Consider the following 24802-nt stretch of genomic DNA (forward strand, 5'->3'; position numbering starts at 1 on the left):
AGCTTAACCGTCTGATAAAATACATTTCTCAGAAATGCTATTCACTCCGATGACTGTCAGTTCAATAGAAGTTCGCCATGCACCCCCGGCAATATCCCAACGGGTACGGGCTTGGTTCGAAAAACCGTCTCGGATTGCCTTGGTTGATGGCGGCAGATCGATCCATCTACCCCACCCCGATAAACGCGGTTATTCGCTAAAGATCAAAGGGGCAGGTTATCGTGGCGGTGGTGTAAAATTTGGGACGCACGTAGCGTCTGGACCGACCGCACCGCGCTTTGATTTCGATGGACGGATGATGGTGGATGTGGCCAGCGGCCACAACACTGCTTTCGTGGGAGGCGCATCGTTTCAGCAGGCTGCCACCGAGTTTTTCATGGCGCAAGAATTTGCAAGGCTCAACATAGAGGTCGTCGCCTGCGTCGGCTACGGGCGTATCGCGCATGGTGAGCATGTCTCATGGTTCTCGATACATGAATGGCCGACCGGCTACCACGACATCGGCGCGGACGAGACGGAAACCTACCGCTTAGTCAATATAAACGTCAGCCGGATCATTCTGGAGCTTGCTCAACACCACAACAAAATTGGCTATTTTTGGATGGCTCAGAACGCGGCGGGCCATCAAGTCGCCTTCGATCTTCACCCGTTCATTTCGGTTGATCCGCTGAATTGCTCGCAGCTGAGTTGGGTCATGCAATTAGCCTTTGCCTATTCAGTTCGGTGTTATGCCTGTGAAATATTTTCAAAACTTTCAGGCAACCAAAATCAGCATGCAGACACCGCTGCGTATCCGCTCCTCGCGGTCTTGCCGAATGCGACACAAGAAGACTATAACGACTTAAAAATTGGATTATTGAAGCCGGCCAAGAAGATGGCCACTACTGATTTTACCGCAAAGAAATTGGTTGATTTGATTAATGGCACTCGCATTGGTCAAGCTCTAATGTATCAGTGCCCAGATAACTACACCCGCTTTTAAGCACTACGCTGCCTGCGTAGTGCGCATGAGACTTTGACATCAGGTAATTCGGTTTGAATAAGACGCCCCCCGCCGACACAACCGTCGTCATACCGGCTTACAATGCGGAAAAATACTTGCGCGAAGCCATCAACAGTGTTGTGCGGCAAACGCGGCCTGCTGCCGCGATCATGATCGTCGACGATGGCTCAACCGACGGCACCCCGGAGATTGCGCAGTCCTACCAGGGCGTCACCTATGTGCACCAGGCCAATGCCGGCGTTGCTGCAGCTCTCAATCATGGCGTGCGACTGACTAATACCAACACTATTGCGTTTCTCAGTGCCGATGACGTGTGGGCGCCCGAAAAGCTTGAACTCCAGCATATCGCACTCGCAGGCCAGTACAAGACATTGGTCTTTGGCCACATGCAACATTTTTTGTCGCCTGAACTGCCCCCGGAATTGACTAGAACCCTAGCCTGCCCTCCTGATCCAATGCCTGCTTTTTCGGCAGGCACTCTGCTCGCCGCTGTAGAGGACATCCGAGCGGTCGGGCCGTTCAATGAGACTTTTCAAGTCGGCGAGTTCATGGACTGGTACGGCAGAGCAAAAGATGCGGGCCTCGTTACAACTATGCTCGACGCGACAGTATCGATGCGCCGTGTCCACAGCTCTAACCACAGCACGAAAACGCTGCGAAATCAAAGCTATGCGCCTGTTTTAAAGGCGCTTATCGATCGACGCCGCGCGCTGCAGGGAAAATCATGAAAGTTGTCGCTCTGCTGCAAGCGCGCAATGAAGAGCGCTACCTCGCCGAATGGCTTGAGAATATCGCCCCAGTCGTTGATGCGATTATAGCCATCGACGACGGGTCAATGGACAAGACAGCGGATATTTTGTCCGCTCACCCAAAGCTTGCTGAGCTGATCAAACGTCCTCCTGGTCAACCCTGGCGAGAACGCGACAACCATATTGAACTCATCAAAGCAGGCCGTCGTCATCAGGCGGACTGGTTTTTATGCATCGATGCCGATGAACGTATCGAACTCAATTTCGGTGCGTCGCTGCCAGCGCTACTGAAAGAAGCAGACGTTCGTGGCGTTGAGGCCTTTTCCCTGCGCCTACGTGAAATGTGGAACGACGACCGCACGTATCGCGTGGACGGGATTTGGGGCCAGAAGGCACGCTATCGCCTGTTCAAGAACAATCCTTCGCACAACAAGTTTGATCCGCGCCAGTTGCATCGCCATTGGATGCCGCTGGAGATCGTCATGCGGCTCCATGCGGTCGGCAGGCAATTGCCTTACGCAATTTATCATCTGCGTATGATCGATGCCGCGGATCGTCTGGCCAGATATCACCGCTACAAAGAACTAGACCCGACCAACCGCTTTCAGACCGAAAACTACGACTATCTCATTGATGAGACAGGGCTCGAGCTCGCGACGATTGCCGAAGGCGCAGACTACAAAGTCAGATCGTGACGCGAACTGGCCTGCGCCAACACCACTATATGGAGACCTTGAGATGACCGAGACATTCCTTCAAACAGCTGAACCCAATTGCAGCGCCGAAGAATTTGACGGCGAGTTGGTGGCCATCAATCTCGAAACTGGCATCTATTTCAGTATCAAGGCCTCCGGCGCTGCTATTTGGGCTGACCTCAATGCCGGTCACTCGATCGAAACGATCCGAGCGCTCGCCAGCGCGCGCGGCGATCTCGCGGTCGCGACAGACAGCTTCATACAGCAGTTGCAGGATCATGGCTTGATGCGACGCGTCGATAGCGCCGCGGTGCCGAGCACAGCTCCCAGCTTCGCCGCCTTTACAGATGCTGTAGATCTGCCCGAATTGGAATCCTTTGGCGACATGCAGAGCCTTTTGCTGTTGGATCCCGTGCATGAAGTGGACGCTGAAGTCGGTTGGCCGCTTGCAAAGAAGGACTGAGGCGAACTCAGCCACAACTATGACCGCGTCACCTAAAGCGACCGCGCTTGCTCCTCACCTTGATCGTTCCTATGCGCTCGTGCTGCGAGCGATTGCGCAGAGCGGGGCGGCCTCAGTAGACGCATACACAGAATGGCGCGCGCTAACCCCTTTGAGCGCCGTTCCCTTTGCACAACACCGTGCATTTCCAATGCTTGCCGATTTCGTGACCCGAGAAAATATCGCAGACCGTGAATACGAGCGCCTGCGCGGCGTGAGCCGAAATCTCTTCACTAGAAACGCGGCGAACCTGCACCACTTGCGGCAGGTTCTGGATCTAATGGCCCAGCAGACCATCGCGCCCATCCTGCTGTCAGGTTTGGCTTTGCACGCGCACAAGGCGGTGCGTTTGGATGGGATGGCTCTCGGCGCACTGGAGCTGCTGATCCCGGCTGCTCAATTTCATGCGGCCAAAGACCTCTTCAAAGCAAATGCCTATCGCCCCGTGAGCGAAAGGCCCGCGCCAGACAACGCTTCTTGGCACCCGCCGAGCAGCGACTGTTTGATCATTCTCAGAACGAGCCCGTTACCCAGTCTGACCAATCGGCATTTCGTACAAGAGTGCATCGCAGCGTCTCACATGCACCAATTCCAAGACAGGCATGTGCGGTTGCTATCTCCGACCGAGCTACTCTTTTGTGCCTGCGTGCAACCCGCAATTCATGACGACATCGCCTGTTTCACAGCGATACTTCAGGGCCATGCGCTACTCGCCATTGTGCCTAACGCGATTGACTGGGTGGCGCTTCAAGCCCGCATTCGGCGTCACGGATTGCAGGCCCATGCTCTAGCCTATTTTCAGTTTTTGACACAACACACCCCGTATGACGTTCCAAGCACGTTCATGGCCGCGCTCAACGCCACGGTTCGCCACCACAATATCGACGAGTGGATGGCCGACAGGCAGCGACCAACTGAACGTTCAATCGGCCCAAAACTGCGGAAGGCCTATCGGGATCTGCGCTTTTTCCGGCACAGTCCATCGACGCTCGTTGGCAAGATTATACGCGGGATGACACGTCCCCTCAGTCGCTGAGACACCGCGGTTTCCCTGCGCCCGTCGTTATGGGCTACTCGCCGTCCGCAGGATGCCCTGCATGAACAAATGCTCCAGCGTGCGGGCGGCGTCTTCAAAGCGGCCTTCTCCATTGCGGCCTGGCCCGAGAATAGCGCGAACCTGCACGTCAAAATCGGCGTAGTGCTGGGTGGTCGCCCAGATGGCGAAAATTAGGTGATAGGGGTCGGTGCGCGCCAGCTTGCCCTCCTCCATCCAGCGCAGCAAAATCTGCGCTTTTTCATCGACGAGATTTTTCAAATCCACCTCGATCATGTCGATGACATGCTCGGCCCCACGCAGCATTTCATTGGCGAAGAGACGGCTTTCGCGGGGGAAATCGCGCGCCATCTCCAGTTTGCGCCGGATGTACGAGCGGATTTCGCTCGCTGGGTCGCCATCGGCCTTCATTTCATGCAACGGGGCCAGCCAAGTGGTCAGCAGCTCGGAAATCAGGCGGCGGTGAATCTCCTCCTTGCGTGGGAAGTAATAGAGCAAGTTGGGCTTACTCATTCCCGCCACTTCGGCGATTTGGTCAATGGTCGACCCTCGGAAGCCATGGACAGAAAAGACCTCAAGCGCTGCACCAAGGATAAGGTCGTGCTTTTCTTTCTGTATTCGAGTCAGCGCCTTAGGCTTTTTACTAGGCGTCGCGATCACATCCTGACCAGTCATTGCTGAATTTTTACTCACCCCCACAAGTTTCCCGCTCGTCTTTGTATTGTTCGTGCTCATTTTCGCCTTGCGGGAATGGATAGGGATGGTAACATTTTTCCAATTGGTCAAAATTTCCTGACTTCTGGCGTCATCGTCAAGTCTGTTTGACGCAAGACTTAAGTTCAGGGGGGAGTTCTATAGTGTCGCCATCATCCACCGTTGCGCCAAACGACCTCAGCGCGTTCTGGATGCCGTTTACGGCAAATCGCCAGTTTAAGCAGAACCCACGCATGTTCGTGGCTGCCAAAGACATGCACTACACCACCGCTGATGGCCGCCAAGTGCTCGATGGCACCGCAGGCCTGTGGTGCTGCAATGCTGGCCACGCGCGCCCAAAAATTGTTGAGGCCATTGCCAAACAGGCCGCTGAGCTGGATTACGCGCCTGCCTTCCAAATGGGGCATCCCAAGGCGTTCGAGCTCGCAAACCGCCTTGTCGACATCTCCCCTGCCGGGCTCGACCATGTTCTCTTCACCAACTCTGGTTCTGAATCGGTTGAGACCGCGCTCAAAGTTGCGCTCGCCTATCAGAAGGTTATCGGCCAAGGCTCACGAACACGTCTGATCGGTCGCGAACGCGGCTATCACGGGGTCAATTTCGGCGGCATTTCCGTTGGCGGCATTGTCACCAATCGCAAAATGTTCGGCACGCTGCTCACCGGCGTCGACCACCTGCCACATACCCATAACCTCGCCAAAAATGCCTTCTCGCGCGGCGAACCGGAACACGGCCTAGATCTGGCTGACGAGCTCGAACGCATCGTGACCCTGCACGACGCATCCACCATCGCAGCGGTTATTGTTGAGCCCGTGGCCGGGTCCACCGGCGTGCTCATTCCACCGCCAGGCTATTTGAAGCGCCTACGCGAGATCACCAAGAAGCACGGTATTCTTCTTATTTTCGACGAGGTCATCACTGGCTACGGCCGTCTCGGCACACCATTTGCCGCCGACTATTTTGGCGTTGTGCCTGACATGATGGTCACGGCGAAGGGTCTCACCAATGGCGTCATCCCAATGGGCGCTGTCATGGTCTCCAAGGAAATCCACGACGCCTTCATGACCGGGCCGGAGAACATGATCGAGTTCTTCCACGGCTATACTTACTCGGGCAATCCTATTGCCTCGGCGGCGGGTCTCGCCACGCTCGAAACCTACAAGGATGAAGGTCTGCTCACGCGCGGCGCCGAACTGGCCAAAGTTTGGGAAGATGGTCTGCACAGCCTTAAGGGGCTGCCGCATGTCATAGACATTCGCAATATCGGCCTCGTTGGCGCTATCGAGCTGAAACCCATCGACGGCGCACCGACCAAGCGCGCCTTCTCGGCGTTCCTAAAAGCCTATGAACAGGGCGTCCTCATTCGCACCACCGGCGACATCATTGCGCTGTCGCCACCGCTGATCGTTTCTGAAAGCCAGATCGATCAGATCGTCACCACACTGTCCGACATTCTCAAGACGCTGGACTAAACCGGGACGGCGCAGAGCGGCTGAGGGGCCGCACTGCCCGCCTACTCTAGGAGGGAAAATTGCAGGTCATTGAGAACGCCGTCGCAGGCAAACGTTATGTCTCCACATCCTCTCGCCGCGTCCCGGTTTTTAATCCGGCAACAGGCGAACAATCGGCTGAGCTGCCGCTCTCGACGCTCGATGAGTTGAACGCCGCTGTCGCCAATGCCAAACACGCTCAAGTGGCTTGGGGCAATACCCCGCCGATGAAGCGCGCCCGCGTCATGTTCAAGTTCAAGGCGCTGCTCGATCAATATTCTGATGATCTGGCCCGCGAAATCTCCAAAGAGCACGGCAAGGTGCATGACGATGCCTTGGGCGAAGTCGCCCGTGGCATTGACTGCGTCGACTTTGCTTGTGGCATTCCGCATCTCTTGAAGGGCGAGTTCAGCCGCAATGTCGGCCCGTCTATCGACAGCTATTCGGATCGGCAGCCGCTGGGCGTTGTTGCCGGGATTACCCCGTTCAACTTCCCGGCCATGGTGCCGATGTGGATGTATCCAGCCGCTATCGCTTGCGGCAATGCCTTTATCCTAAAACCGTCGGAACGCGATCCATCCGCTCCAATGCTGGCCTGGAACCTCTTTATGGAAGCAGGCCTTCCCGAAGGCATTCTTAATATCGTCCATGGCGATAAGGAAATGGTCGACGGGATTTTGGACCATGCCGACATCAAGGCTGTGTCCTTCGTTGGCTCGACCCCGATTGCCGAATATGTCTACCAGCGCGGCACCAAAGCCGGCAAACGCGTGCAGGCCCTCGGCGGCGCCAAAAACCACATGATCATCATGCCAGACGCGGACCTCGATCAGGCCGCCGATGCGCTGATGGGCGCAGGCTATGGCTCAGCGGGCGAACGTTGTATGGCGATCTCGGTGGCTGTGCCCGTTGGCAAGCAGACAGCGGATGCGCTGGTGGCAAAGCTGAAACCACGCGTTGAAGCCCTGAAAATTGGCCCTGCGACCGATAAGGACGCCGAAATGGGTCCGGTCGTCACCAAAATGCACCGCGATAAGATCGTCGGCTATATCGATAGCGGCGTTGAAGACGGCGCTGACCTCGTCGTTGATGGCCGCGGTTTCAGCCTACAGGGCTATGAAAATGGCTATTATGTCGGCGGCACTCTGTTCGACAATGTCGAGCCCGAGATGAAGATTTATAAGGAAGAAATTTTTGGACCGGTGCTCTCGGTTGTGCGCCGGGACAGTTTCCAAGACGCGGTCGATCTCATCCACGGGCACGAATATGCCAATGGCACGGCCATCTTCACCCGCGACGGCGACGCCGCTCGTGAATTTGCCGACAAGATCGAAGTGGGCATGGTGGGCATTAACGTGCCCCTCCCCGTGCCGGTGGCCTACCACTCCTTCGGCGGATGGAAGCGCAGCCTATTTGGCGATCATTCCATCTACGGGCCTGAAGGCATTCACTTCTATACGCGGCTCAAAACCGTCACCACCCGCTGGCCAGCCGGCATCAAGGGTGGTGCCGAATTTAGCTTCCCAAGTGTGAAGTAGGCAAAGATGAGGAGCAGGATCGAACATAAGTTGATCTCTGCGACCCCGCTCCGGCGGCCCAGCGCCGCACATAATGCTATTGAAGGTAAGCCCTGCCGCTCGCGCACCGCGACGGCAGGGCTTTTTATTTCGACCTTAAGAATGACGAGACACACGCATGACCGCACCCGGTGAAAACCTCAAGATCAATGGCGACCGGCTTTGGGATAGCCTGATGGAGATGGCCAAGATTGGCCCCGGTGTGGCTGGCGGCAATAACCGTCAAACCCTCACCGACAGCGACAAAGCAGGACGCGAGCTTTTTAAGCGATGGTGCGACGAAGCCGGGCTCACGATGGGCGTCGATCAAATGGGCACAATGTTCATGACCCGCGCGGGCACGGACCCGAGCGCCCTGCCCGTCTACATCGGCTCGCACCTCGATACCCAGCCAACCGGCGGCAAATATGACGGCGTCTTGGGCGTGCTCGCAGGCCTCGAAGTTGTGCGCTCGATGAACGATCTCGGCATTCAAACCAAGCATCCCATCGTCGTCACCAACTGGACCAATGAAGAAGGCGCGCGCTTTGCCCCCGCCATGCTGGCTTCAGCCGTGTTTGCCGGTGTCATTAGCCAGGAGCACGCCTATGGCCGCAAAGACCAGGACGGCAAGAGCTTTGGCGATGAGCTCCAGCGCATCGGCTGGCTGGGTGACGAAGAGGTAGGCGCGCGCAAAATGCACGCCTATTTCGAGTATCACATTGAGCAAGGGCCTATTCTTGAAGCCGAAGAAAAGCAGATCGGCGTCGTCACGCATTGCCAAGGCCTGTGGTGGCTCGAGTTCACTCTCACCGGTCGCGAGGCGCACACCGGTTCCACCCCCATGAACATGCGCGTCAATGCCGGGCTCGCCATGGCCCGCATTTTCGAGATGGTGCAGGACGTGGCAATGGGCGAACAGCCGGGCGCCGTTGGCGGCGTGGGGCAGGTCAAATTCTCCCCAAACTCGCGCAATGTGCTCCCAAGCACTGTCATCTTCACGGTCGACATCCGCACGCCAGACCTCGCCAAGCTCAATCGCATGCGCGGCGAAATCGAAAAGCGTGCGGCCGCGATCTGCGACGAAATCGGCGTTAAATGCGCAGTTGAAGCCATTGGTCATTTTGATCCGGTCACCTTTGACCCAACGCTTGTTGGCCGTGTGCGCGCAGCCGCCGAACGCCTTGGCTACAGCCATATGAATGTCATTTCTGGCGCGGGCCATGACGCGTGCTGGGCGGCAAAGGTCGCTCCATCGACCATGATCATGTGCCCCTGTGTCGGTGGGCTATCGCACAATGAAGCGGAAGAGATTTCCCCCGAATGGGCCGCAGCCGGAGCCGACGTGTTGCTGCACGCCGTTCTTGAAACAGCGGAGATCGTGGGGTGAAGACAGTGCTCCTGCATAAGCACCCTCTTTACCTCTCCCTTTGGGGGAGAGGTCGACGCGTTGCGTCGGGTGAGGGGGCCGTATGAGCACGCTCAAAACCAAGTTTGCCGCCCAAGCCGCCAAACGCCTCCGCGCCAATTTGACTGACGCGGAGATAAAACTCTGGGAGCACATCCCCGAAAGGCAATTAAACGGGTTCAAATTCGTTCGGCAGCTGCCAGTGGGCGCTTATATCGCCGACTTCGCCTATCGAGAAGCTGACCTTATTGTGGAGCTTGATGGCGGCCAACACGCCGAGAATGCCAAAGACGCAGCGAGAACGAGGGATCTCGCTGCCCACGGCTATTCGGTCTTACGCTTCTGGAACGACGACGTTTTGGAGAACACCGAAGGGGTGCTCACTGCCATTGCCGAGCATTTGAGCAAGGCCCCCTCACCCGGACTTCGTTTCACGAAGACCGACCTCTCCCCCAAAGGGAGAGGTGAAGAGAGGGTGTAAATAGACATCGCCGATCCGCGCGAGGGGAAAGCGCGGATCGGGCAGACTTTAGAGGGAACGACAATGAGTAAAGTTATCAAGAACGGCACGGTGGTCACGGCCGACCTGACCTACAAAGCCGACGTGAAAATCGAAGGAGATGTGATCGTTGAGATCGGCGACAACCTCTCCGGCGATGAGGTTTTGGACGCGACCGGCTGTTACATCATGCCCGGCGGAATTGATCCGCATACCCACCTCGAAATGCCCTTTATGGGCACGTATTCTGCCGATGATTTTGAAAGTGGTACGCGCGCTGGCCTTATGGGCGGCACCACAATGGTCATCGATTTTTGCCTGCCCAATCCCAACCAGAGCCTCTTAGAAGCGCTCAAAATGTGGGACAATAAAACCGGCAAAGCCTATGCCGACTATTCCTTCCACATGGCCGTCACCTGGTGGGGCGAGCAGGTTTTTGACGAAATGGCCGAGGTGGTCGATCGGGGCATCACCTCGTTCAAGCATTTCATGGCCTATAAGGGCAGCCTGATGGTGAACGACGATGAGATGTTCTCCTCGTTCCAGCGCTGCGCCGACCTTGGTGCACTGCCCCTCGTTCATGCTGAAAACGGCGATATTGTCGCTGCGATGACGGCAAAGCTTCTCGCAGAAGGCAATACCGGCCCTGAAGGCCACGCCTATTCTCGCCCGCCAGAAGTGGAAGGGGAAGCCACCAACCGCGCCATTATGCTGGCCGATATGGCGGGTGTGCCGCTCTATGTCGTTCACACTTCTTGCGAGCAGGCCCACGAAGCCATCCGCCGCGCCCGCGCCAAGGGCATGCGCGTTTATGGCGAGCCGCTGATCCAACACCTGACGCTGGATGAAAGTGAATATTTCAATCCCGATTGGGACCACGCCGCCCGCCGCGTCATGTCTCCTCCGTTCCGCAATAAACAGCACCAGGACTCGCTCTGGGCAGGCTTGCAATCCGGCTCGCTCTCCTGCGTTGCCACCGACCACTGCGCCTTTACCTCCGAGCAGAAGCGCAATGGCATTGGAAATTTCTCAAAAATACCAAACGGCACCGGCGGTCTTGAAGATCGCCTGCCTGTGCTGTGGACCGCTGGCGTCAATACCGGTCGTCTGACCATGAACGAATTCGTCGCCGTAACCTCGACCAATATCGCCAAAATCCTCAACATGTACCCAAAGAAGGGCGCAGTGCTGGTTGGCGCCGATGCCGATCTCATCGTCTGGGACCCGGAACGCACCAAGACCATTTCGGCCAAGAGCCAGCAATCGGTCATCGAATACAACGTGTTTGAAGGCTTTGAATGCAAGGGGATGCCGCGTTTTGTGCTGACCCGCGGCCATGTCTCGGTCATCGAAGACAAGTTCCAGGGCGAGCACGGCCACGGCAAGTTTGTGGCGCGTGAAGCCAAGAACCCGGTCAACCGCGCGCTCAGCACGTGGAAGGACATCGTCTCTCCTCGCAAGATCGAACGCGCTGGCATCCCAGCGACGGGGGTTTGATGACTTTTTTGACTAGTTTTCTACCGAAGGCCCCCTCACCCGGCCCAATGGGCCGACCTTTCCCCCTAGGGAGAGGTGAAGAGGGTGCACTGGTTAACCTCTCCCCCTGGGGTAGAGGTCGACGCAACGCGTCGGGTGAGGGGGCCTCTGCGCAATGACCACTGTCGTTCACGCTCAAAATCTTGGCCTCACCTTCCCCACCGGCGACGGCGACGTTGTTGCGCTCTCTGACGTCAATTTGACCATCAACAAGGGTGAGTTTGTTTCTTTTATTGGCCCCTCCGGCTGCGGAAAAACGACATTTTTGCGCACCATTGCCGATCTTGAACGCCCCACATCCGGCACTTTGACCGTCAACGGAAAGACTGCCGAGCAGGCGCGGAAAGACCGCTCCTATGGCTATGTGTTTCAGGCCGCCGCGCTCTATCCGTGGCGCACCATTGAAAAAAACGTCGCCCTGCCGCTCGAGATTATGGGGCATTCCGCCAGTGAACAGGCCAAACGCATCAAGCGCACCATGGAGCTGGTGAACCTTTCCGGCTTTGAGAAGAAATACCCATGGCAACTCTCGGGTGGCATGCAGCAACGTGCCTCCATCGCTCGCGCGCTCAGCTTTGATGCCGATCTTCTACTGATGGACGAGCCCTTTGGTGCGCTCGACGAGATCGTCCGAGACCACCTCAATTCCGAGCTTTTAAAACTTTGGGCGCGGACCGAAAAAACCATTTGCTTTGTCACCCACTCCATTCCCGAGGCGGTGTATCTGTCGACTAAGATCGTCGTCATGTCCCCGCGTCCAGGCCGCGTCACCGACATTATCGAGAGCACGCTGCCCAAGGAGCGGCCGCTCGACATTCGCGAAACGCCTGAGTTCTTGGAAATCGCCGCCCGTGTGCGTGACGGCCTGCGGGCCGGTCATTCCTATGACGAGGAGCATGTATAGCCATGCTTCTTTCTCTTCATCATGAAGGCCTCCATCTAGCCTCCCCCGATGAGGGAGAGCGATCAGATGGTGTCTCGGGTACGCCGCGTTTAAAATCACCAGCTCAACCCCTCCCCCTCACAGGGGGAGGTTGGGTGGGGGTATCGCCCCCATGCTGAACCGCATCCTCCCCGTTCTCACCATTCTCATCGCCATTGTCGCCTTTTGGTACGCGATGGCGATCCATATGAACGCGCCCTGGCAGAACACGCTCAACACCCGCGCAAATCTCGAAAATGTGCCCTTCACCGAGTTTGCCCAGCAAACTTGGGCGCAGGCCAAACCTGTGCTGCCAGCGCCCCATCAGGTGTTTTCCGAGATTTGGAGCGCAACGGTGGCTATGGATCTCACCTCCAAGCGCTCGCTCGCCTATCACAGTTGGATCACCCTCTCAGCGACGCTTCTCGGCTTCGCCTTTGGCACGGTTTTGGGCGTGCTGTTGGCCGTCGCAATCATTCACAATGATGCCACCGACCGCTCTTTGATGCCGTGGATCATTGCCAGCCAGACCATTCCAATTTTGGCGGTCGCGCCGATGATTGTGGTGGGGTTGGGGGCCGTCGGCCTCACGGGCATGATCCCTAAGGCGTTGATATCCATGTATCTCTCCTTCTTCCCCGTCGTTGTCGGCATGGTGAAGGGGCTGCGTTCGCCGGAGAATATTCAGCTCGATCTGATGCGCACCTATGATGCCAATTCCTGGCAGGTGTTCTGGAAGCTGCGCTGGCCAGCGGCCATGCCTTTCCTCTTCGCCTCGATGAAGGTTGGCATTGCCATTTCGCTGATCGGCGCCGTGGTGGCAGAGCTGTCCAATGCCGCCGGTGGTGGCCTTGGCGTGCGTTTGCTCACGGGCTCCTACAATGGTCAAACCGTGCAAATCTGGGCGGCGCTGTTCTTGGCCGCAGGGATTGCCGCCGTCTTGGTGGCGCTGGTCGGTTCGGCTGAAAAATACGTCAACGCTCGCATGGGAGCACGCGCATGATTTCGCTCGCTTTCACACCCATGCAAAAGCTTCTCGCAAGTGTTGCAGGGGGCAGCGCCGCGCTTGGCTTGGTCTTGTCATTGACCAGTCTGAGTGCCGCGCCACTGCTGCTGATCTTCTTTATCGCGGGGGCACTCACGCTCATCCGCTTTAAAAAGCCACTGCCGATCTGGGTCGACGGCGTACTGATGGTGTTTGGCGCCTATGCCCTCATCGCTTCCTTGCCTGCTGAAGGCACGATGCCCGGCCATCATTGGTTAGCGCTGATCTCGGCTTGGGCATTCTCTTGGTTGTTCGTTGAAGAGCTCTCCACCGCCATTCGCTTAGGAAAACTGCCGCACACCGGCACGGGGCTGGTCATTCCAACCATATTTGGCCTAGCCCTGCTCATCGTTTGGGAAGTCATCACGCGCGGCGCAGGCGTGCCGCCCGTGCTTCTGCCTTCCCCTTCAGCCATTGCCGCCCGCATGGCGGCCGAGACCTATATTCTAACTCAGGACTTCATTCAGACTTTCATCAAATCCGTGCTGCCCGGCTATGCCATTGGCTGTCTTGCCGGTCTCCTTGTTGCCATTGCGGTTGATCGCTCGCCCTTCTTGAAGGCGGGCATCATGCCGATTGGCAATTTCATGTCGGCGCTTCCAATCATCGGGATCGCGCCGATTATGGTCATGTGGTTCGGTTTCGATTGGCAGAGTAAAGCTGCGGTCGTGGTCGCCATGACCTTCTTCCCCATGTTGATCAACACGGTGGCCGGGCTCAACGCAGCCTCGTCCATCGAGCGCGATCTCATGCACACCTATGCCGCCAACTATTGGCAAACCCTTATGAAGCTCAGGCTCCCCGCTGCGGGCCCCTTCATATTCAACGCCCTCAAGATCAATTCGACCTTGGCCTTGATCGGCGCAATCGTAGCGGAGTTTTTCGGGACGCCCGTCGTGGGAATGGGCTTCCGAATTTCGACCGGTGTTGGCCGTTTGGCCATTGATCTGGTCTGGGCGGAGATCGCTGTTGCGGCGGTCGCGGGGTCCGCCTTCTACGGTGTCATCGCTCTCATCGAGAGAGGTGTCACCTTCTGGCATCCGTCTGTCCGTGGTGGACGGGCGTAAAAGGGAAACGGGAACGCAAAAATGAAGAAAATTCTTGGAGGCCTTGTCGCAACCGCAATGGTTATGTCGGCAAGTTCAGCACTGTCTGCAGACGCACTCACCCTGCAGCTGAAGTGGGTCACGCAAGCCCAGTTTGCGGGCTATCTCGTTGCAGAAGCCAAGGGCTTTTATGACGAAGAAGACCTCGACATCACCATTCTTCCCGGCGGCCCCAACATCGCCCCAGAACAGGTGATCGCTGGCGGCGGCGCCGACATTATCGTCACCTGGATGGCAGCAGGCATGGCCGCGCGCGAAAGCGGCGTGCCGCTCGTCAACATCGCCCAGCCCTATAAGCGCGCTGGCCTGATGATGATCTGCCCGACTGAAACCGGCGTCAAAACCGAAGCCGACTTCCCCGGGAAGACGCTCGGCGTTTGGTTCTTCGGCAATGAATATCCGTTCTTTGCTTGGATGAATAAGCTCGGTCTGGCCACCGATGGTTCGGCAGGCGGCGTCACCGTGCTGCAGCAAAGCTTTGACGTCCAGCCGATGATCCAGGGTCAGGCAGATTGTATCTCGGTGATGACCTATAACGAATACGGTCAGGCGCTGGATGCTGGCTACAGCCCAGACAATCTCACCATCTTCAACTACACCGAAATGGGTAATGACCTTCTCGAAGATGGTCTCTACGTCATGGAAGACAGCCTGAAGGATCCGGCCAAGGTTGACGCCTATGCCCGCTTTGTTCGCGCTTCGATGAAGGGCTGGGGCTATGCGCTCGAGAACCCAGATGAGGCCGCCCAGATCGTTGTCGACGCCGACGAAACCGGCGCCGCCGAACTGGCGCACCAGCTCTACATGGTCAAGGAAGTGACCAAGCTCGTCGACCCAGATGACGCTGCGCTCGACATGGCGACCTATGATCGTACCGTCAAAGCACTCCTCGACCAGAAGATCGTCAAGGCTCTGCCAGAAGGCGCTTACACCACTGTCGTCACCGACGCGCTGAAGTAAGTTTTCTAGCCAATCAGCTTTGCAGAGCGGGGGCCTTTGGGCTCCCGCTTTTGTTTATCTTGCGGCAGCTTTGCGGCGACCACCGGAACCATCCAGCCTGACAAGGGATTACCTCTTGGATACAAATCCAAAGAGAGGCTTATCGATGAACTCCATTATTTACCTCGTTGGTCTGGTCGTAATCGTCCTCGCCATTCTTTCCTTTATCGGCTTGGCTTGAGCGAAAGGGAGGAGCATCTCATGGCACTCAACACGCCCCCCGGTGTTACCGTCATAGACACCGCTCCCGCGCCTGTAGCAGAAAGCAGCTATGTCGATTGGCCCGCGATTATTGCGGGGATCGTTCTGGCCACCGCTATCTCGCTGGTCCTGATTAGCTTTGGTTCTGCCATTGGACTTAACTTTGTCGACTTTCATGGTCGCGACGGCGCTCCAGTCTGGCTCGTCGGCATAGGAGCCGCCCTCTGGTTTCTCTGGATCCAGATCTCCAGCTTTATGGCCGGAGGCTATCTCACTGGCAGATTGCGTCGCCGCAAATTCGACGCCACCGCCGATGAATCCGACCTGCGCGATGGTGCCCATGGCCTCTTGGTCTGGGGCGGCGCGATGATTTTTGGTGCAGCGCTGGCTGTCGGCGGCATTGGGGCCCTTGGCTCCGCTGTGGGCAGTGCAGCAACAACTGCGGCCACAGCAATGGCTGCCGATGACTCAAGCCCCAATGATTATTTTGTCGACACTCTGTTCCGTGCCAGCATTCCGGTCGATCCCGGCGTCGCCCGTGACGAAGCTCTACGGATCTATGCGCAATCAGCCCTCACCGATGGTGAGATCAGCACCGAAGACCGCAGCTATCTTGTTGGCCTTGTCGCCTCGACCACCGCACTGCCCCCAGCTGAAGCTGAAGCGCGCGTTGATCAAGTGAACGCAACGATTGCCGAGGCCCGCGCCACCGCACTTGAAGCGGCCCGTGTGGCCCGCAACACGGGCATTCTCGCCGCCTTCCTGATCGCAGCATCGTCTTTGGTTTCGGCCATTGGCGCGTTCTGGGCGGCCCAGAAGGGCGGCAATCATCGCGACGAAAACACCGTTCACGCTGGCGTCTTCCGCCGCTTCTAGCGCTTAAAGAAACAAGGAGAACACCATGTTCAAAGGTCTCGCTCTCTGGCTTCTCGGCGTGCCGATTTGGCTGATCATTATTATTTTTCTCGTGACCTAGCCTATTTAACGGCCCTCCCCAAAGAGGGCCGTTTTAGTTTTCGATTGCCGAGTTCACCCGCCGTGAGACAGCGGCACGATCCAGCACAGGGGTGGCATCGGAGAGCTGATCGATCCCTCCAAAGGGAAAGCGCGCCAGAAGGGTACTATCGCCAATCTTGGCAAGCGCCGCCTCGACGGCCGCTTCCACATTGATCGTTTGAAATCCACGCTCGTGATAGGGCCCAATCTTTCCGTCAAACGGGGCGATGTTGAGGGATTTTTGCAATTGCGCCATCAGCAGATACGCGTCCGCCAAGGCACTTTCGCGCTCGCCCCAGTATTTTGCGCCCAACACGCGCTCCAGCACAGGTCTAAGCTTGTCGGAAACTGTCAGTTGGGCAAAGCCAGTGCCGAACCATTTGGCATAGGGCGCATACTGCCGTTCCAGCAGATAGGCCAAGCGCATCACGTCCCGCACCAAACGCGCCGCAATAATGCGCGAGCCAAGATCATCCCCATTCATCCCGGTGCGCCCGACAAAGGCCTGTTCTTCCCCGATCCGCGCCCATTGCGCGGCGATTTTATAGTGCCACACATCATCGGGCAAATAGGCCAACGCGTCGCGCGCAGCGGTGAGCGTGCCAGCGTCGTCCCGAAACACTGCGCCGCCACAAAACTCCAAGAGCTTTTGTTCAGGAACGCCCAACCAGTCGCTAGCGGTCCAATTGATATCGCCGCGCGCAAAATGATCCTCCAAGCGCCCAGCTAGGGTGTGGACCTCCAGCCCGTGACCCATATCACCAGCAGCCCAACGACGGTTGGCGGGCGGATGCGGGCGCGATCGCCACGCGATAGGCTCGCCATGCAGGCTCTGCGGCGCGTGGGCGATGAAACCGACGACCAACGCGCGCGCATGCGCGTCAAAATCGGCCTCGCTGACGATAATATGGACCCGCGGGCCCCAATTGTGGTCGCGCGACATCTCATCGTCATAGCCCAAGACGTCGGAGCCAAATCCCAACAACGCTGCGGCATAGGGCATGTTCGGCACTCGCTCCGCCAGAAACGGAGCCACCAAGTCCTCATAGAACCGGCGCGATAATGTGATCCCTTGCATGGCATCTCCCTCACCTCATCCAAGCGTCGCGCAGTTCGCACCGGCAGTAAACTGCCAAAAGCATGGCGTCATTTTCTCGCTGCCCGAACGGGTGATGAAAACGATACAAAAATCATACAATATCCCTTCCCGAACACATTGCGCTTGGTTAGGTTGACGTACGTACATCTGGGAGGAGTGCGCTTATGTCGGGCAAGAGCCTGGGTATCGGAATTATCGGTACCGGCAATATTTCGTCGGCCTATTTGAAGGCAATCTTGGGCAAAGATGGCCTATCCGGCTTTCCGGTATTGAACGTGAAGGCCTTGGCTGACGTGCGTCCGGAAGCGGCTCAAGCGCGCGCCAACGAGTTTGGGCTCGCAGCGAAAAGCATTGAAGCGCTGCTCGCCGATCCCGAGATCCAGCTCGTCATTAACCTCACCATTCCAAGGGCCCATGTCGATGTGGGGCTAAAATGCCTCTTCGCTGGCAAGCATGTGTATTCCGAAAAACCCTTCGGCATCACTTTTGAAGAAGGCCAAACCCTTCTCAACGCTGCCAAGAAGGCCGGTCTTCGTATCGGCTCTGCTCCGGATACCTTCTTGGGCGGTTCGCATCAGCAGGCGCGTGCTGTCATCGATAGCGGCGCGCTTGGCACCATCATTGGTGGCACAGCCTATTTCCAATGCCCAGGCCACGAAAGCTGGCATCCAGATCCGGCTTTTTACTATGACATCGGCGGCGGCCCCATGCTCGATATGGGCCCCTATTACATCACCGATCTCGTCAATCTTTTGGGGCCGGTCGAGCGTGTCGTGGGCATGAGCTCGCGCCTCCGCAACGAACGCACAATCACCTCAGCTCCCAAGAACGGTCAAAAAATGCCCGTACTGGTCGACACACACGTCACCGGTTCTTTGGGTTTTGCCAGTGGCGCAATCGTGCAGGTCGCCATGTCCTTTGACGTCGCCGCTCAAAAGCATGTGCCGCTCGAAATCTACGGCACCGAACAGACACTGATTGTCCCAGACCCGAATTTCTTCGGCGGCGAGGTTGAACTGCGCAAACGCGGTCGCGACGAAACCTGGACCAACGTTGCTGTCGAGCAACCTTATGCCGACGGCAATTATCGCTCGCTCGGCGTCGCCGATATGGCGCAAGCCATTTTGGACAATCGCCCACACCGTGCCAATGGCGATCTGGCCCTCCATGTTCTTGAAGTCATGGAAGCCTTTGAAATTTCGGCTCGTGAAAACCGTACCGTCTTCATCAAGACGCCGGTCGAGCGGCCGGAACCTCTAGCGTCCAGCTTGACGAATGGACGGTTAGGGTAGGCAGACTTTTCGTCACTTCACTCCATCTCTCCCAGCCTCAACCCCGGGTTCGCCCGGGGTCTTTTTTTGACCCTTGACGCTAGCCCTTATATGTAACTATAAAAGTTACATGAAGCGTTCCAGTCGTCTCTCCACCGCCCTCCATGCCTTGGTGCATTTGCAGGCGCAGCCAGACAAAACCGTCTCCTCGGCGGATCTGGCGACATGCCTACAAACCAACCCGGTGGTAGTGCGCCGCATTTTGGGAGAGCTGCGGGACGCCGATATCGTGAAGGCCAGCAAGGGACCGACCGGTGGCTGGAGCCTCTCCCGCCCCGCAGGCGAGATCACCTTGCGCGACATTTATCAAGCTTTGGGCGAGCGTCTTCTCGTCCGCACCGAAAGCGATCCGGGCGACTGCTCTTGCGCGATTGTGCGCTCCGTTGACCGGGTCATGCACGAATTTCTTGAAGACGCCGAAACGCTGCTGTCAGCGCGGCTTGCCCGCACTCGTCTCAGCGATTTGGCGACAGAAGCGATAAGCGCCGGGTTCAAGACCCTCTAGCGCTGTCACATTTAACTCTGGAGTTTATCATGGAAGATGTCACCATCATCGGGGGCAGCTTTGCGGGGCTTGCTGCCGCCTTGCAGCTGGGTCGCGGTCGCCGCCAAGTCACCGTGCTCGACACTGGTCTCAATCGCAATCGATACGCCCACGAGGCGCATAATATTTTTGGCTTCGATGGCGTGCCACCGTCGCAGATTCTCGCGACAGCACGGGCACAGCTCGCCACCTATCCCACGGTAAAACTGATTGCGGCCAAGGCCCAAACGGCTTCCGGCGCGCCCGACGCATTCACCGTGACCACAGACGCGGGCGAGACAATCACCAGCCGTCGCCTGCTGCTCGCGTATGGCATTACCGACGAATTCCCAGCCATTCCCGGCTTTGCCGAAGCTTGGGGCAAAACTGTCATCCACTGCCCCTTCTGCCACGGCTATGAAGTGGCCGGGCAGCGTTGGGCCCTACTCTATGCTGGCGCGCCCGCGCTGCATGCTCTGGCGCTGTACCGCGATTGGACTGACCAGTTGACCCTCATTCTCGATGGGCATCAGATCGAGCCCGAAATACGCGATAAAATTTTGGCCTCCGGAATTGCGATAGAAGATGGCAAGTTGAGCGCTATCGATCAGGTCAATGGCACGGTCAAAGCCGTGACGCTGGACAATGGCAAAACGCTCGCTCTCGACGCGCTTTTCGCCCATCCGCGCAACCGCCCTTCAGCCAATCTTCATGAGCAACTGGGTCTGGTCACCAGCGAAACATTTACCGGCTCAATGATCACGGTAGAAGGCATGCAGCAAACCTCCCGCCCGGGCATCTTTGCAGCCGGCGACCTCGCCACCGGCATGCATTCAGTGACCATCTCCACCCACGCCGGCTCCATGGCCGCCATCGGGCTCCAACAATCCATGCTCAAGGGGTTTTAGGGGGAAGGGCCTAGCACTTATAACGATGCTCTCTGTGCCACGCGAGATAGGCGGGGTGCGGCCTATCGCGGCCAAGCACAGGGCCAACCAAACGACCTGTACGATTGATAAGGCCTTCGACACTATCGCGGTCATTCACATGACGGGAGATGACAATCGACAAGTCATCTTCCACCGCGATGAGCCCTCGGTCGAACATCCAGTGGACGGTTCCAGATAGTGCCATGCCGTTATTGACACTGTCGGGACCTTTTTGATCGACCGACCTGATATGAGCAGCTTGCACCTCCGCACGACCGCCGCCATTGATCAATTTCATTCCCGTAATGGCGCAGCGCTTGTCATAGGCTTTCAGGATCAACTGCCTGAAGATCTTATCGCGGCGCCATTTTTTGCCTGAAACAATGACCTGCTCGCGGTCAAACTCTCCAGCAAACGGCGCCTGGTACGCTTCTGCAAATTCGTTCTCGTCCACACTGGCGTAATCTCCGTCATTACGCGGAAGTTCATCGCCTACGCCCCAGAGGCCGCGCTCTCGGATCGCGTCGAAATCAGATTTTGATATTGGACGGACGGCAGACTGCGCGCGACCAGAAATACGTCCTGCATCATTGAGCACCCCGCTCTCGACCACCCCATTAGCGTCCGCAAACGGGACCGAGTTTGGGAATTCCCAATAGCTCCCCGGTTCAATCAGTGCGAGATACATTCCCTCTGCGCTCGGGTCGGAGACAATCTTACTAACTCGAGCAATAGCAAAATAGCCGCGCGAATTGCGCACTTTGGTCGGCTCATAATAGACGATCCAATCGCCTTCAAATTGGGCCGCGCGCTTTAAATAGATAGCCGGAAACTGATACTTCTCCGCTGGCAGGTCATCATATACCGAGTCAGCTCTATGTATGAACACCCCAAATGCCATGCACGCCTCCCCGCGAGGTCCACTACACCCTAAGTATTCATACCAAGCAAGATTTTTGCGACCCGAATTTGCTCCTACCCAGCCCGACCCCGATTTGGCATGTTTCACCCAAACAGCACCGAGCACACCATGTCTGAAAAACTTGCGATCACCATCACCTACTGCACCCAATGCAATTGGATGCTGCGGTCGGCCTGGATGGCGCAGGAACTGCTCTCGACCTTTAGTGACACGTTGGGCTCGGTAACGCTTATCCCCGGCACCGGCGGCATATTTGAGATCCACTTCGGGCAAGATCTCGTCTGGGAGCGCAAGGCCAATGGCGGATTTCCCGATAGTCGCGTGCTCAAGCAAATGGTGCGCGATCGGATTGATCCGGAACGCAGCCTCGGCCATACCGACAGCGTCCGCGCGCCCACAATCGAGGGCTGACCAACAACTTAGCCTGCGCTAGTCTTACGAGGCCGACTCACGGAGGGGACATTTCGTCATGCCACATCGTTTCAATATTACCGGCGCAGCCAACGACCAGTTCAAATTTGATTTCTCCTATAATTCGGAAAAAATCTTCTGGTCCGAAAACTACAAGCAAAAGGCCTCGGCCAAGAGCGCCATTGAAAGCCTGAAGAAAAACGCGCCAGCCGCACCAACGGTCGATCTGTCCAAAGACGAGACCGGCTCGGGCTATCGCTTTGAAATCGTGGCCTCCAAGGACGGCCAGCATTTCGTGCGCTTCGTCGCCTCCAATGGCGAGACCATGGTCCGCACCGAGACCTATACCTCGAAAGCTTCTGCTAAAAACGCGATCAAATCGCTGCAAGAACGCGGCCCAGACGCAGACGTGGCTGAAGCATAGGCTCACAACTGTCACGGACGGAACACTTCTCAGCCCGTGGTAATCGCCACGGGCTTTTCCTTTGGTCAACTTCAGCCCGCGCCTTATTCTTCTCCAAACCCGGCAAGATCAGCCACAGCGCGATAGTCTTTTTCTACGCCCTCCGAGTGGCAGAAGAGAAAAATTTGCTCTAGCTTTGGGCTATTGAAAGGCGGGCATTATGAACGACGTCATTATCCTTGGTGCTGGTATTGTTGGTATTTCAACTGGGATCCATCTGCTGCGTCGCGGCCGAAGCGTCACCATCATTGATAAAAATGACCCGGGCCGCGAGACCTCATTTGGCAATGCCGGCATCATCCAGCGTGAGGGCGTTCGCCCGCACCCTTTCCCACGTGATCTGCACACATTGGCTCAAGTGGGCCTTCATCTCTCCGTTGCGGCTCGCTATGCCCCTCTTGCCTTGCCCAAGCTGGCGCCACCATTGCTCCGCTATTGGTGGGAATCCTCCCCCGAACACTATCGCCGTGTGGTGGAAAATTATGCGCCGCTCATCGGTCGCTCAATTGACGCCCATTCCGATCTAATCAACGCCGCCGGGCCCGATGCAGAAAAGCTCATCAAGCGCGAGGGTTGGTATTTGGCCTTCCGCACGCCCGAAAAACTTCAGGCAGAAGCGGCCAAAGCCAAGCGCGATAACGAGCTGTTTGGTGTCGGGTACAAAGTCGTCGATCACGCCGCACTCAGCGCCATCGAACCTTATGTCACGAGCAAAATCGTCGGCGCTATTCATTGGACAGACCCGTGGACGGTGAGCGACCCGGGTGCCCTCGTGACAGCTTATTTTGAGCTCTTCCGCGCGATGGGTGGCACCTTCATCAAGGGCGCGGCCTCCGACCTTTCCGAGAGTGCAGGCGTGTGGTCGACCAAGGTCAACGGCACGACCGTCACCGGCAAGCAGGCTGTCGTCACGCTCGGCCCATGGGCACCCGATGTGCTCGAACCCTTAGGCTATCGCCTGCCGCTTTTTGTTAAGCGCGGCTACCACATGCATTATACGCTTGAGGGCAATGCCACCCTTGGGCACACACTGCTCGACCCCGAGGTCGGCTACGCTATGGCGCCCATGGCGCGCGGCGTGCGCATCACGACGGGTGCGGAGTTTGCGCTGCGCGATGCAGCACCAACGCCCGTTCAGCTGGCCAAAGCCGAGGCCAAAGCGCGTGAAATCTTCCCGCTCGGCGAGCGCGTTGATCCGCAACCCTGGAAGGGCGCGCGCCCCTGCACGCCCGATATGATGCCGATCATTGGCAAAGCTCCACGTCATAACGGGCTTTATGTCGGCATTGGCCACGCTCACCACGGGTTCACCCTCGGCCCAGCAACGGGCGAACTTCTGGCGCAGGCGATGACCGGAGAGCCTACTGCGATCAACATCGCGCCATTCCGCATGGAGCGCTTCCTGCACTAGCGATCGAAAACCAAAAGGGCGACCAACTGGCCGCCCTTTTTACAGTCGAAATTTCTAGCCCTTTGCGAGCAGCTTTTTCAGCTTGCCGATAGCGGTTGCGCCGCCCTCTTCATAGGCAATCGTGCCTTCAAACTCGCCATTGGCATTGATGAGATACACCGATGCGGTGTGGTTCATCGTGTAGTCGCCGTTATCGAGCGGCGACTTTTCGTAGAATGCACCCCAAGCCTTGGCGAACTTGTCGATCTCTTCGAGCGAACCGCTCAAGCCGACAACAGGCTCTGCCCACGACACATAGTCAGCGACCACTTGTGGCGTATCCCGCTCTGGGTCAACGGTCACGAAATAGGCCTTCAAATCCTTCGCCTCAGGGCCAAGAACTTCGTACCAGCTGGTCATTTCCGCCAGAGTTGTCGGGCAAACATCGGGACAATGGGTGAAGCCAAAGAACAGCATGGATGGATTGCCGCTGAGGGAGGCATAAGTGAACTTATCTCCATTCCCGGCTTCGAGCGTATAGTCCCCGGCACCAAAGCTCGCGGTAACGGCAGGCCGATTGGCGTTGTAAACATAAAGTCCGGTCGCAGTCAGAGCGGCGGTGCCAACCAAGGCCCAAAGGAGGACGCGGATGTTTTTCATGCGGGACATTATTCGTGGCTCATATGGCAAGGCGCGCCAGAGGCGGCAGTCGCTGCGATCGGCAGATCAATGGTGATCTCGCCAGCAGTTTCAAAAGTCAGGGTCAGTGGAATGGTTTCGCCCTCCACCAATTGTTCACTCAGGCCCATCAGCATCAGGTGATAGCCACCTGGCTTAAGCTCGACAGTTTCACCTGCCGGAATAACCAGTCCATCGGACAGCTGCTGCATTTTCATGACATCGCCAACCATAGCCATTTCGTGGATCTGGCCTTCATTGGCAACGGGCGAAGAGACCGAAATCAGGCGGTCATCGGCGTCGCCAGAGTTCTGGACGGTGAAGTAGCCACCACCAACTGGTGCCTTGGGCAAGGTCGCGCGGGTAAATGCGCCGGTGATAGTCAGATCGCCAATTTTGGTCTCAGCGTGGGCTTCTGCCGGGGTGGACGTTTCAGCGTCCTTGCTGTGGTCAACGCCATTATGAGCAAAGGCAGGGCCTGCAACGACAAGAGGCAAAGCAAAAAGGGTCGCGCGGAGGGCGGAACGGAACATGGAAATCTCCAGATCAAAGGGGTCTAGTCGGGCACTTGGCCCAAGACG

26 protein-coding genes and 1 pseudogene are annotated in these 24802 nt (G+C 57.3%); 22 read left to right on the forward strand and 5 right to left on the reverse strand.

Annotated elements, in window-relative coordinates; translation table 11 throughout:
- The first annotated feature begins 139 nt into the window (after positions 1–139).
- Genes HKD40_RS02785 through HKD40_RS02805 form a run of 5 tightly spaced genes read left to right on the forward strand, consistent with a single transcriptional unit; the run spans position 140 to position 3985 of the window.
- Positions 140–982 (forward strand): hypothetical protein, encoded by an 843-nt coding sequence (locus tag HKD40_RS02785; protein ID WP_169194210.1) that lies wholly within the window; start codon positions 140–142, stop codon positions 980–982.
- Between the two features lie 53 nt (positions 983–1035).
- Positions 1036–1731, forward strand: a complete 696-nt coding sequence (locus HKD40_RS02790) for a glycosyltransferase (protein WP_199368511.1) — start codon at positions 1036–1038, stop codon at positions 1729–1731.
- Positions 1728–2447, forward strand: a complete 720-nt coding sequence (locus tag HKD40_RS02795) for a glycosyltransferase family 2 protein (RefSeq protein ID WP_169194212.1) — start codon at positions 1728–1730, stop codon at positions 2445–2447. Before HKD40_RS02790 ends, HKD40_RS02795 begins: the two co-directional genes overlap by 4 nt.
- 43 nt (positions 2448–2490) lie before the next feature.
- On the forward strand, positions 2491–2910 hold the full coding sequence (locus tag HKD40_RS02800; protein ID WP_169194213.1) for a PqqD family protein: 420 nt from the start codon (positions 2491–2493) through the stop codon (positions 2908–2910).
- Between the two features lie 19 nt (positions 2911–2929).
- Positions 2930–3985 (forward strand): nucleotidyltransferase family protein, encoded by a 1056-nt coding sequence (locus HKD40_RS02805; RefSeq protein ID WP_282567608.1) that lies wholly within the window; start codon positions 2930–2932, stop codon positions 3983–3985.
- A gap of 27 nt (positions 3986–4012) precedes the next feature.
- Here the strand turns inward: HKD40_RS02805 and HKD40_RS02810 are convergent, their stop codons facing one another.
- Entirely contained in the window at positions 4013–4678 is a 666-nt protein-coding gene (locus HKD40_RS02810; RefSeq protein WP_169194504.1) for a TetR family transcriptional regulator C-terminal domain-containing protein, read from the reverse strand.
- 230 nt (positions 4679–4908) lie between these two features.
- Here HKD40_RS02810 and HKD40_RS02815 point away from each other — a divergent pair, with 230 nt between their 5' ends.
- The 10 genes from HKD40_RS02815 (at position 4909) to HKD40_RS02860 (ending at position 16355) form a co-directional block, all read left to right on the forward strand.
- On the forward strand, positions 4909–6189 hold the full coding sequence (locus HKD40_RS02815; RefSeq protein ID WP_169194505.1) for an aspartate aminotransferase family protein: 1281 nt from the start codon (positions 4909–4911) through the stop codon (positions 6187–6189).
- A 59-nt stretch (positions 6190–6248) separates the two neighbouring features.
- On the forward strand, positions 6249–7745 hold the full coding sequence (locus HKD40_RS02820; RefSeq protein ID WP_169194215.1) for a CoA-acylating methylmalonate-semialdehyde dehydrogenase: 1497 nt from the start codon (positions 6249–6251) through the stop codon (positions 7743–7745).
- Between the two features lie 157 nt (positions 7746–7902).
- Complete coding sequence (locus tag HKD40_RS02825; RefSeq protein WP_169194216.1) at positions 7903–9153, forward strand: Zn-dependent hydrolase; 1251 nt, start codon at positions 7903–7905, stop codon at positions 9151–9153.
- Positions 9154–9235: 82 nt separating this feature from the next.
- Positions 9236–9652 carry an endonuclease domain-containing protein gene (locus HKD40_RS02830; RefSeq protein WP_169194217.1) on the forward strand — a complete coding sequence of 139 codons (417 nt, stop codon included), beginning with the start codon at positions 9236–9238 and terminating at the stop codon, positions 9650–9652.
- A 63-nt stretch (positions 9653–9715) separates the two neighbouring features.
- On the forward strand, positions 9716–11167 hold the full coding sequence (gene hydA / locus HKD40_RS02835) for a dihydropyrimidinase (protein WP_169194218.1): 1452 nt from the start codon (positions 9716–9718) through the stop codon (positions 11165–11167).
- Between the two features lie 154 nt (positions 11168–11321).
- On the forward strand, positions 11322–12110 hold the full coding sequence (locus tag HKD40_RS02840) for an ABC transporter ATP-binding protein (RefSeq protein ID WP_169194219.1): 789 nt from the start codon (positions 11322–11324) through the stop codon (positions 12108–12110).
- A 151-nt stretch (positions 12111–12261) separates the two neighbouring features.
- A complete protein-coding gene (locus HKD40_RS02845) occupies positions 12262–13131 on the forward strand; it encodes an ABC transporter permease (protein WP_200213730.1) in 870 nt (289 codons plus the stop codon).
- A 20-nt stretch (positions 13132–13151) separates the two neighbouring features.
- Positions 13152–14240 carry an ABC transporter permease gene (locus HKD40_RS02850; protein ID WP_169194507.1) on the forward strand — a complete coding sequence of 363 codons (1089 nt, stop codon included), beginning with the start codon at positions 13152–13154 and terminating at the stop codon, positions 14238–14240.
- 21 nt (positions 14241–14261) lie between these two features.
- Complete coding sequence (locus tag HKD40_RS02855) at positions 14262–15239, forward strand: ABC transporter substrate-binding protein (protein WP_169194220.1); 978 nt, start codon at positions 14262–14264, stop codon at positions 15237–15239.
- Positions 15240–15479: 240 nt separating this feature from the next.
- Positions 15480–16355, forward strand: coding sequence for a hypothetical protein (locus tag HKD40_RS02860; protein ID WP_169194221.1), 876 nt, complete (start codon positions 15480–15482; stop codon positions 16353–16355).
- Between the two features lie 133 nt (positions 16356–16488).
- On the opposite strand, the gene HKD40_RS02865 is transcribed toward HKD40_RS02860, so the two are convergent.
- Positions 16489–17553 (reverse strand): DUF4037 domain-containing protein, encoded by a 1065-nt coding sequence (locus tag HKD40_RS02865; protein ID WP_169194222.1) that lies wholly within the window; start codon positions 17551–17553, stop codon positions 16489–16491.
- A gap of 185 nt (positions 17554–17738) precedes the next feature.
- Between HKD40_RS02865 and HKD40_RS02870 the strand changes: the two genes are divergently transcribed.
- The 3 genes from HKD40_RS02870 (at position 17739) to HKD40_RS02880 (ending at position 20336) form a co-directional block, all read left to right on the forward strand.
- Positions 17739–18866 (forward strand): Gfo/Idh/MocA family oxidoreductase, encoded by a 1128-nt coding sequence (locus HKD40_RS02870; protein ID WP_169194223.1) that lies wholly within the window; start codon positions 17739–17741, stop codon positions 18864–18866.
- Positions 18867–18975: 109 nt separating this feature from the next.
- The gene (locus HKD40_RS02875) at positions 18976–19410 is read left to right on the forward strand and encodes an Rrf2 family transcriptional regulator (protein ID WP_169194224.1); all 435 of its coding nucleotides are present in this window, start codon (positions 18976–18978) and stop codon (positions 19408–19410) included.
- A 29-nt stretch (positions 19411–19439) separates the two neighbouring features.
- Positions 19440–20336 (forward strand): NAD(P)/FAD-dependent oxidoreductase, encoded by an 897-nt coding sequence (locus tag HKD40_RS02880; RefSeq protein ID WP_169194225.1) that lies wholly within the window; start codon positions 19440–19442, stop codon positions 20334–20336.
- A 10-nt stretch (positions 20337–20346) separates the two neighbouring features.
- On the opposite strand, the gene HKD40_RS02885 is transcribed toward HKD40_RS02880, so the two are convergent.
- Positions 20347–21258, reverse strand: coding sequence for an HNH endonuclease (locus tag HKD40_RS02885; protein WP_169194226.1), 912 nt, complete (start codon positions 21256–21258; stop codon positions 20347–20349).
- Between the two features lie 129 nt (positions 21259–21387).
- Between HKD40_RS02885 and HKD40_RS02890 the strand changes: the two genes are divergently transcribed.
- From HKD40_RS02890 to HKD40_RS02900, 4 genes and pseudogenes are all read left to right on the forward strand, one after another.
- Entirely contained in the window at positions 21388–21690 is a 303-nt protein-coding gene (locus HKD40_RS02890; protein ID WP_169194227.1) for a SelT/SelW/SelH family protein, read from the forward strand.
- A 58-nt stretch (positions 21691–21748) separates the two neighbouring features.
- Positions 21749–21931, forward strand: a pseudogene (locus HKD40_RS17795) (DUF1508 domain-containing protein); the annotation flags it as partial.
- On the forward strand, positions 21917–22114 hold the full coding sequence (locus HKD40_RS17800; protein ID WP_248305898.1) for a DUF1508 domain-containing protein: 198 nt from the start codon (positions 21917–21919) through the stop codon (positions 22112–22114). The pseudogene HKD40_RS17795 and the gene HKD40_RS17800, both read left to right, overlap by 15 nt.
- Before the next feature lie 196 nt (positions 22115–22310).
- Positions 22311–23564 carry an FAD-binding oxidoreductase gene (locus HKD40_RS02900; protein ID WP_169194508.1) on the forward strand — a complete coding sequence of 418 codons (1254 nt, stop codon included), beginning with the start codon at positions 22311–22313 and terminating at the stop codon, positions 23562–23564.
- Between the two features lie 54 nt (positions 23565–23618).
- Here the strand turns inward: HKD40_RS02900 and HKD40_RS02905 are convergent, their stop codons facing one another.
- Positions 23619–24212, reverse strand: coding sequence for an SCO family protein (locus HKD40_RS02905; RefSeq protein ID WP_169194229.1), 594 nt, complete (start codon positions 24210–24212; stop codon positions 23619–23621).
- On the reverse strand, positions 24212–24754 hold the full coding sequence (locus HKD40_RS02910; protein WP_169194230.1) for a copper chaperone PCu(A)C: 543 nt from the start codon (positions 24752–24754) through the stop codon (positions 24212–24214). Before HKD40_RS02910 ends, HKD40_RS02905 begins: the two co-directional genes overlap by 1 nt.
- Between the last annotated feature and the right edge of the window lie 48 nt (positions 24755–24802).

Origin of the sequence: Devosia sp. MC1541 (assembly GCF_012847305.1) — a bacterium.
Classification (GTDB): domain Bacteria; phylum Pseudomonadota; class Alphaproteobacteria; order Rhizobiales; family Devosiaceae; genus Devosia.